This is a genomic window from Rhodoferax mekongensis (assembly GCF_032191775.1).
Lineage (GTDB): Bacteria > Pseudomonadota > Gammaproteobacteria > Burkholderiales > Burkholderiaceae_C > Allorhodoferax > Allorhodoferax mekongensis.
In genome coordinates this window covers 866532-876252 of sequence record NZ_CP132507.1, presented here as the reverse complement: position 1 = coordinate 876252, position 9721 = coordinate 866532, and the positions used below count along the sequence as shown (strand labels likewise).

The 9721-nt window shown below is 57.8% G+C and carries 6 protein-coding genes; 2 read left to right on the top strand and 4 right to left on the bottom strand.

All coding sequences use genetic code 11. The annotated features are described in order from the left end of the window. Positions 1-31: 31 nt before the first annotated feature. On the bottom strand, positions 32-1942 hold the full coding sequence (locus tag RAN89_RS04210; protein WP_313868395.1) for an EAL domain-containing protein: 1911 nt from the start codon (positions 1940-1942) through the stop codon (positions 32-34). Positions 1943-1961: 19 nt separating this feature from the next. Continuing rightward, the gene (locus RAN89_RS04205) at positions 1962-2666 is read right to left on the bottom strand and encodes a transglutaminase-like cysteine peptidase (protein WP_313868394.1); all 705 of its coding nucleotides are present in this window, start codon (positions 2664-2666) and stop codon (positions 1962-1964) included. A 159-nt stretch (positions 2667-2825) separates the two neighbouring features. Between RAN89_RS04205 and RAN89_RS04200 the strand changes: the two genes are divergently transcribed. Beyond that, a complete protein-coding gene (locus RAN89_RS04200; RefSeq protein ID WP_313868393.1) occupies positions 2826-4667 on the top strand; it encodes a TolC family outer membrane protein in 1842 nt (613 codons plus the stop codon). Between the two features lie 91 nt (positions 4668-4758). Here the strand turns inward: RAN89_RS04200 and ssb are convergent, their stop codons facing one another. Together ssb and RAN89_RS04190 are read right to left on the bottom strand one after the other, a co-directional pair. Next, a complete protein-coding gene (gene ssb, locus RAN89_RS04195; protein WP_138512694.1) occupies positions 4759-5259 on the bottom strand; it encodes a single-stranded DNA-binding protein in 501 nt (166 codons plus the stop codon). A 24-nt stretch (positions 5260-5283) separates the two neighbouring features. After that, complete coding sequence (locus RAN89_RS04190) at positions 5284-6471, bottom strand: MFS transporter (protein ID WP_313869340.1); 1188 nt, start codon at positions 6469-6471, stop codon at positions 5284-5286. 158 nt (positions 6472-6629) lie between these two features. On the opposite strand from RAN89_RS04190, the gene uvrA reads away from it, so the two are divergent. After that, positions 6630-9659 (top strand): excinuclease ABC subunit UvrA, encoded by a 3030-nt coding sequence (gene uvrA, locus RAN89_RS04185; protein ID WP_428984475.1) that lies wholly within the window; start codon positions 6630-6632, stop codon positions 9657-9659. Positions 9660-9721 lie beyond the last annotated feature (62 nt).

The following is a 9721-nucleotide window of genomic DNA, read 5'->3' as shown; positions in this document are numbered from 1 at the left end:
CCTTCGCGTCGGGAAGTCGAGGGCGGGGTGACTATGTCTGAATTCCGGGCCCCGTCGCGGCGTCGAAGCCAATGGCTTTGAGAGCGATGAATTCAGATGAAGTGCTGACGCCCTCTGCGATCACTTGCAATCCAATGTTGTGCGCAATCGAGCACAAGCCCTTTAGAAAAGCTTCGTTGCCCGGATTCGCGTCAACGCCTCGAACGAAGCTGGAGTCGACCTTCAAGTAGTCCAGCCCTAAATCATGAAGCTGCCCAATCTGGCTGAACCGATGTCCAAAATGCTCAAGTCCGATGCGACAGCCCAATTTCTTTAAGGCCGTACAGAGGGCCCGGAAACTTTCCAGGTGTTTCAAAGCCCCTTCTTCAGGCACCTCCAACCATAGACGCGGAGTAACAGAACTCCTCCGCGCTAAAGACGCAAGCAATTCATTTAGGAAACTCGGACTTTCCAAAGAGCTCGCAGACAAATTAATTGCCAACCCTACCAAGTCAGGGGCTCTTTCAAGCTCATCAAGTCCTAATGATATTGCCATCAAATCCAAGTCCGGCGTCAACTTTAGTCTCTCCGCTACGGGTAAAAACCGACCAGCAGGCACCCACTCACCGGCCTCATCAAACATCAAGCGAAGTGGACACTCTTTGTGAGATATCTCCCCGGAAACATTCACAACTGGAAACGAAATCAAACGTACCCAACGATTTTTTAAAGCTAGAGCAATCAACTTTGCCCATTGATCCGTAGATCGTGGAAGTTCTTTAGTCTGCAAACTTAGCGCCTCCTGCACGCCGCTTCCGGAATGAATTTCAGCCGTGGCCAAAGCGGCGTCTATCCGGGCAAGGAGGCTACCGATATCTTCATTGCGGCTAAATTTGCCGTAACCAATAGAAGCCGCACGCGCACCTCCCATGTATGGTGAAGCCGCTTGATCCAATGACTCCATCAAACGGCTTGAAACGCCCCTACCGTCTACACCCTCGTAAGCTAAAACTGCAAAATCGGCCCCATTGAGGCGCGCAACAACAGATCCAAGTTCAGAAACGCTTTTCGTGATCACTTCTGCTGACAGCTTCAGCAGTGAATCCGTGGGCTCACGCCCAAGACGTCTGTTGATACCAGACAAGTCGTTCAACCTCAACAAAAACAAGGTCCCACCCGCTGAATCCTCTGCCTCCAATGTGTGACGGAGTCTGGCCAAGAAGTGCGTGCGATTGACCAGACCGGTCAATGCATCAAAATTGGCCTCCTTACGCATTTGCTCTAACCGACTGGCTTCGTCTTCAAACATGGATTTCAGTCGACCCACGGTGTCGTTCATGGCCACGGCAAGTTGTCGTAGCTCAGGTACACGGGGTAGATCAACTGTCACAAACCGTCTCTGCGTAATCGCCGCCGCTTGGTCAATGACTGTCATCAAGGGTTTACGCAGCCGACGTAACACTAAACTACCCAGGCAACCGCCGACAAGGCCTGCCAAAGACAGCGCGAGCGTCATCTCATAGGCACTTTTCCAAAGTGCGCCATACGCGAAACGGCTATGGCTGATCAAGGTCACCGTTCCGAACTGCTTCCAACCATTGCTAATTTGTGCTTGTCCGGGGACTGAATGAATAGGAAGCAGCCTCACGAACCATGCAGGAGCATCCAAATCACCTTCCGGAGCTTTACGCTGCGCAATTACGGCCCCTTGGGGGTCAATTACACGGACCAATTCGTAGTGCCCGCTATCAAACAAAGACGCTGTCACCAGATCAACCGTCACCGGGTCCGGATTACTTTGACTCAATGACAGGGCCAGGGCGACCGCGTTATCAGTATTTTTGATGGCCAGTTGCGACTCGAGATAACCACGTGCAGAGAGCAAAGAGGCAAGCAGGCCTCCCCCAAGGGCCATCAGCATGCTGGCAATAATGGCCAACCAAAGTTGTCTGTACATGGACATAAGATTTCCTTACCTCAAATCATTCAAAGCCTTCGGCTTTGGCTCGCCTCAGCAAGTCTTCCCAACGGGACAATCGCCCGGTGCCTCCTGCTGCTGTCCCGCTGCCGCTGACACCGGCAAAAACACCAGATCCGTTAAAGCTAAAGATGGGGACCAGGTCTGGTCTTCTCGAAGCAGGTCGAATATCACTGATCAGGTTATCCATCACCAAAGGCTCAGCATCCGGCGCCACGTAATAGGCCAGCACCATATGGGCTTGGGTCGCATCCGAGGTTCCCGTTTTGGCCCGTACATAAATCAACCGCAACTTGTCAGGCTGCACTCCAACCTGGAGCAAGGTAAAGTACTTGGCAATCGCAAAGTCTTCACAATCACCCGCACCTCGTCCAAGCGTTTCGAGGGGAGTCGCCCAATAATCCACTTGCCCCCAAATTGCACTATCTTCACCAAAAGCCACCTGTTGATTGATGAACACATTGACCCGTTTGATCCGCTCTTGATCTGAGACATCCAACAAGCCGTTCACCAATTTTCGCCAAGCTTCAAACTTGGGTTGCGCTGCGGCACCCCAACGCTGCACAAATGAAGACTGCAACGCATCGAAGTTCGTCGCTGCAAACACCCAACATGCCATTGCCAAGAGCAACGAGAAACAAGCCCGACCGGCTATACAACCAGTCCTAGCCTCGAAACGCATTAAATTGGCAAAGGTGATGTTTTTCACATAGAAACAGTGGGAAAGCGGCAATTTGTCACAACACTGATGGCAAAAAAATGATGAGAACGCCTAAAATCTAGGCACATTGAACCGCCAAACATACGGGCTGACTCTGCTTTATCGAGCCACCGCTCAGGGAAACAAACCCCTCAACAGCATACAAGAATGATCACTCGCACTCCACTTGCTTTAGCCATTGCCGCGCTCTTTACTACTGGCACCGGCTATGCACAGTCTGTCAACCAGCTGCAAGCAGCGGTCGAGAAGGCCATTCTTGAAAACCCTGAGGTCAAAGTAAAGCACAAAAATCTTTTGGCGGCAGCCAACGAACAAGCAGTCGCTGAAGGGGGATGGCGCCCCCGGATCGACTTGGAAGCCACCGCCGGAGAGAAATCAACCTTTTCCCCAGGAATGAAGTCGGACAAGGGGTATTCCAACTCGACCGCGACCCTGCAACTCCGTCAAACCTTGTTCGATGGGTTTGCAACAATGAGTGACGTTCGTCGCTTGGGCCATTCACGAATGGCTGCTTACTACGATTTGCTGGCAACCAGCGACAACATCGGGCTGGAAGCAGCTCGCGCTTATCTTGACGTTCAGCGTTACCGTGAACTGGTCGAGCTGGCAAAAGAGAACTACGCTAACCATGCCGACGTTTACTCACGCTTGGAAGCCCGCGTCAAAGCTGGCGTGGGCCGGCGGGTTGATCTGGAACAAGCCGCAGGACGCCTGGCTTTGGCTGAGTCCAACTGGCTGACGGAAGCCAGCAACCTGCATGATGTCACCGCTCGCTACCAACGCCTGGTAGGCGAAATGCCCAGCAAGGAACTCACTACAGCTCCCAATCTCTCTGCCTTCCTTCCAGGCCGGGAAAACTACGTTGCGAACACAGTCCGAGGTAACCCGGAGTTTCTAGGTGCCGTGTCCAATATCCGCGCCTATCGCGCTGATGCAGAGCTTCGCAAGGCCGCGAACTATCCGACTCTGGAGTTCAGGGCTTCTCAGAGCTTCGAAACCAACCGCTCGGCGGTAACGGGGGACTATCGCGACTCAGCCCTGCAACTGGTGCTGAACTACAACCTGTACAAAGGTGGCTCTGATCAGGCACGCATACGTCAGTACGTCGACAAACTCAACGCAACCTTCGACTTGCGCGACAAGGTGTGCCGCGACGTTCGTCAAACCGCCCTGATTGCCTACAACGACGTGAGCAAACTAGAAAGCCAGATCGGCTTTTTGAGCCAGCATGAGTTGTCCACCTCGAAAGCGCGCGAAGCCTATCGTCAGCAGTTCGACATTGGCCAGCGCTCCTTGCTGGATTTGCTGGATACCGAGAACGAATATTTCCAGGCACGTCGTGCCTTGGTCAACGCGGAATATGACCTTTCGCTGGCAAAGGCACGCGTTTTGGCGGCGAACGGCACCCTGCTGTCTGCTCTCAAACTGCGCCCCATGGAAACCCAGGCACCGGACCAACCGGCCGGCATCGATGCCAACGACGATGCCATGCAGTGTGTGTCCGACCTTGCACCGCAAGTGGTACTGGACAAATCCAGTCTGCCTAAGCCGACTTTGGCCACTGCACCGATTGCACCAGCTCCCGTATCTGCCCCGGCACCCGCACCCGCACCTGCATTGCCATCAAGCAAGGCGCTGTGTGACGCGGTAGCTCCTTCTGTCGAAAAATGGATCGCCGCTTGGAATGGCAAAGACATCAATGGCTACTTCTCTGCCTACGCAGATAACTTTGTCCCGGCCCAGGGCTTGAGCCGCAGTCAATGGGAAAGCCTGCGCAAGAAGCGCGTCGGTAAGCAAGGTGGAATTTCGACTATCTTGAAGAACATAACCCCTGCCCAGTGCGACGGCAAGACCACCGAAGTCTCCTTCACCCAGGAATACGGCTCTGACGACTACCGCGACACCGTGGAGAAAACCCTCTCCATGGAATACGTGGGTGGCGCCTGGAAGATCCTGAAGGAAACCGTCACCAAGGGTCGCACTTTCTAAGTTCACCGGCCCGCAAAAAAGCGACCCTCGGGTCGCATTTTTTATGCCTGAACCAAACAGGACTTGAGAGACCTGGAGGAGCAAAAAACTGTCAAAACGGAATATCGTCGTCCATGTCATCAAAGCCGCTGGCCGGGCGCGGTGCAGGGGCCTGACGGGGCGCAGGTGCCGGTGCGGCAGCACGGGGAGGAGGCGCCATCCGGCGGGGTGGTGGTGCACCGCCTTCATCGCCACCATCAGAGGGGCCACCCATGCCTTCGCGGCCACCCAACAATTGCAACTCAGTCGCCACAATATCCACCGTGTTCTTTTCCACACCGGACTGGTCGGTGTACTTGCCATATTTCAGGCGGCCTTCCACATAAATGGGCCGGCCTTTCTTGACGTACTCGCCGGCAATCTCGGCCAGGCGGTCATAAAAGGTGACGCGGTGCCACTGGGTGTCTTCCACGGTCTCGCCGGTATTGCGATCTTTACGGCGGCTACTGGTAGCTACGCTGACGTTCGCCACCGCCTGACCGGACGGCAGATAGCGGATTTCAGGATCGCGGCCGCAATTACCGACCAGAATGACTTTGTTGACGGATGCCATGGTTTTCTCCAGATTAGTCGCTGATTATCCTGCCTTTAGACCTGTCTTTGGCGCCGGAGCGTCCATCCCCCAGGCAACCCCCAACCAAGCCAACATGGCCAGGGTGCTTGCAAGAAACAAGGCTTGCGCACCGGCGGACTTGACCAGCCAGCCCCCGACAGCACCGCCGGCAAAGAAGCCCAAAGACTGCAAGGTGTTGTAAACCCCCAGTGCGGCGCCACGTGAAGCCGCAGGTGCTACGCGGGAAGCCAAGCTGGGCTGACTGGCCTCCAGCACATTGAAACCACAAAAGAACACAAACAACACCAGCGCCATCGGCCAAACACCTGCCACGGTGTGGGCAAGCGCCCAGAGCGCCAGCTGCACCAAGGCAATCAAGGCAATGGCGGACAAAAACACAGCGCGCAGATAGCCTTTTTTCTCCAGCGGGAAGAGTGTGGCACCCATGACGAAAAAGGACGCCAGCACCGCCGGCAAATACACCTGCCAGTGCTGGTCCCGCGCCAACCCGGCTTGCACCAACATGGCAGGCAATGCCACCCACATGGACAGCTGCACCGCATGAAGCACAAACACCCCGAAGTCCAGCCGCAGCAGGGCCGGATGCCGCAATACCGATAGCACGCCACCCCGGGCCTGATCCACCTGTTTTTCGGGTTCAGGCGGTACCCACCAGATCACCACCGCGATGCCACCCACAGCCAGTGCAGACGTTATCGTAAACAAGCCATGCAGCCCGATGAAAGATGCCAGGAAAGGCGACAGTACCAGCGACAAGGCAAACATGAGTCCGATGCTCGCCCCCACCAGGGCCATGGCTTTGGTGCGCACGACGTCACGCGTCTGGTCGGCCAGCAAAGCGGTGACCGCAGCCGAGATAGCGCCCGCCCCTTGCAGCGCGCGGCCTGCCACCAGCCAATGCAATGTGGGCGCCCAAGCAGCGATGGCACTACCTACCGCAAAAATCAACAGCCCGACCACCATCACCGGTTTACGGCCGAACTTGTCGGATGCCACGCCAAAAGGGATCTGCAAAATGCCTTGCGTCAGGCCATATATGCCCATGGCCATGCCGACGAGCGCCGCATCATCCCCACCGGGGTATTTGCGCGCCTCCAGCGCAAACACCGGCAACACCAGAAAGAGCCCCAACATGCGCAACGCAAAAATCAGGGCCAGCGAGGCGCTGGAGCGCCTCTCTTGGGGCGTCATCACGGTATCAGGGGCAGATGGGGCAGATGGGGCAGATGGGGCGGAGGGGGCAGACACGGCAGTCACTCTCAGGCATAAAGGACGGTGAAAACCGGGGAGGTGACACCGCAACCCGACATTGTCTATCATGGCGGGTTACTCTTTTGGTGGCCACCAACTTGAACTCTTCCACTCACGACAGCAAGGACCTTGTGCATCACGAGGATGGCAAGTACCTCGCCCGGGCGCTGCAGCAGCAAACCATCAGCGTGCGGGGTGCGCGTACCCACAACCTGAAGAACATCGACCTCGACATCCCGCGCAACCAATTGGTGGTGATTACCGGCCTGTCGGGTTCTGGCAAATCGAGTCTGGCATTTGACACGCTGTATGCCGAGGGCCAGCGTCGCTACGTGGAAAGCCTGTCCACCTACGCGCGCCAGTTTTTGCAACTGATGGACAAGCCCGATGTGGACATGATTGAGGGCCTGTCACCGGCCATCAGCATCGAGCAAAAAGCCACCAGTCACAACCCCCGCTCCACGGTCGGCACCGTCACCGAAATCCATGACTATCTGCGTCTGCTGTTTGCTCGCGCCGGTACCCCGTTCTGCCCCGACCACAACCTGCCGCTGCAAAGCCAGACCGTGAGCCAGATGGTGGATGCGGTGTTGGCCTTGCCGGAAGAAGCCAAACTCATGATCCTCGCCCCGGTAGCACGCGAGAAGAAAGGCGAGTTTCTGGAGGTATTTGCCGACATGCAGGCGCAGGGCTACGTGCGCTTTCGCATTAACGGCGAAGCAGTGGAAGCCGAGAACCTGCCCAAGCTCAAGAAAACCGAGAAGCACGACATCGATGTGGTGGTCGACCGCATCAAGGTACGTGCAGACCTGAAACAACGTCTGGCTGAGAGCTTTGAAGCCGCGTTGCGTCTGGCGGGTGGTCGTGCGATTGCGCTGGAGATGGACAGCGGCGTCGAGCACCTGTTTAACGCCAAGTTCGCCTGCCCGGTGTGCAATTACTCGATTGCCGAGTTGGAGCCCCGCCTGTTCTCGTTCAACTCCCCCGTGGGCGCTTGCCCTACCTGCGATGGCCTGGGTAACCACGAGTTTTTTGATCCCGCTCGCGTGGTCGCCTTCCCCACCCTGAGCCTGGCCAGTGGCGCCATCAAGGGCTGGGACCGGCGTAACGGCTACTACTTCAGCATGCTGGAGAGCCTGGCCAAACACTACGCGTTTGACATTGAAGCGGCGTTTGAAAGCTTGCCGGAGAACGTGCAGCACGCCATCCTGCACGGCTCAGGCGAAGAAGAGATCAAGTTCAGCTACATCATGGACTCGGGCGCCTCGCAGGGCAAGAAGGTCACGAAGAAGCACCCCTTCGAAGGCATCATCCCCAACATGCAGCGGCGCTACCGCGAGACAGACTCTGCCGTAGTGCGCGAAGACTTGGGCCGCCTGCGCAGCACCCAGCCCTGCCCCGACTGCTTCGGATCGCGCCTGCGCAAGGAAGCGCGTCACGTCAAGATCGGCGAGGGCGACCAAGCCCGCGCCATTTATGAGATCAGCCACGTCACCCTGCGCGAAAGCTTTGCCTACTTCAACACATTGCAGATGCCAGGGGCACGTGGGGAAATTGCCGCCAAGGTCATCCGCGAGATCGGCTTGCGGCTGAAGTTTCTGAACGACGTGGGCCTGAACTACTTGAGCCTCGACCGCAGTGCCGAGACCCTGAGTGGCGGCGAGAGCCAGCGCATCCGGCTGGCCAGCCAAATCGGCTCCGGCCTGACTGGCGTGATGTACGTTCTCGACGAGCCCAGCATCGGCCTGCACCAGCGTGACAACGACCGACTGATCGGCACGCTGCAACACCTGCGCGACATTGGCAACAGCGTGCTGGTGGTGGAGCACGACGAAGACATGATGCGTGCCGCCGACCATGTCATCGACATGGGCCTGGGCGCCGGCGTGCATGGCGGGCGGGTGATTGCCCAGGGCACGTTTGACGAAGTCAAAGCCAACCCTGACTCACTGACCGGTCAATACCTCGCCAAAACACTGCGTATCGAAGTGCCCAAGCGCCGCACGCCTTGGCTTCCCGTCGTCGAAGAAGCCAAGCCGGTCGCCAAGGGTGCAGGTAAAGGTGCACCCAGCAAGGCCGCCTTGGCCTGGGCCGAGCGTCAGGCACAGCACATCGCCACCCAGGGCACGCTGCAGGCCATCCGCATTACCGGTGCCACGGGGCACAACCTCAAGGGTGTGAATGTGGACTTCCCCGTGGGCCTGCTCACCTGCGTAACCGGCGTGTCTGGTTCCGGCAAGTCCACACTGGTGAACGACACGCTCTACGCCGCCGTGGCACGCCAGCTCTACCGCGCACACGACGAGCCCGCAGCCCACGAGAGCATTGACGGCATCCAGTATTTCGACAAGGTCATCAACGTCGACCAGTCGCCCATTGGCCGCACACCGCGCTCCAACCCGGCCACCTACACCGGCCTGTTCACCCCCATCCGCGAGCTGATGGCCGAGGTGCCCACCGCACGCGAACGGGGCTACGGCCCGGGCCGCTTCAGCTTCAACGTGGCCGGTGGCCGCTGCGAGGCCTGCCAGGGCGACGGCATGGTGAAGGTGGAGATGCACTTTCTGCCCGACGTGTATGTGCCCTGCGACGTGTGCGCCGGCCAGCGCTACAACCGCGAAACACTGGAAGTGCTCTACAAGGGCAAGAACATCGCGCAGATCCTGGACATGACGGTGGAAGCGGCCTACGAGTTTTTGCAGGCCGTGCCCACCATCGCGCGCAAGCTGCAAACCTTGCTGGACGTGGGCCTGTCGTACATCCGCCTCGGGCAAGCCGCCACCACGCTGTCCGGGGGCGAGGCGCAGCGCGTGAAGCTGGCGCTGGAGCTGTCCAAGAAAGACACTGGCCGCACGCTCTACATCCTGGACGAGCCCACCACCGGCCTGCACTTTGCCGACATCGCACTGCTGCTCAAAGTGCTGCACCAGCTGCGCGACGCGGGCAACACCATCGTCATCATCGAGCACAACCTGGACGTCATCAAAACCGCCGACTGGCTGATCGACATCGGCCCCGAAGGCGGCGCAGGTGGCGGCACCGTGGTCGGCGTGGGCACACCGGAAGACATTGCTGCGAACCCGGCCAGCCATACGGGCAAGTATTTGAGGCCGCTGCTGGAAGACTGATATTGGGTCAAATCAGGCTCTGGCGCCCATGGAATGTGCGTAAGCAGCTACCAATTTAATAG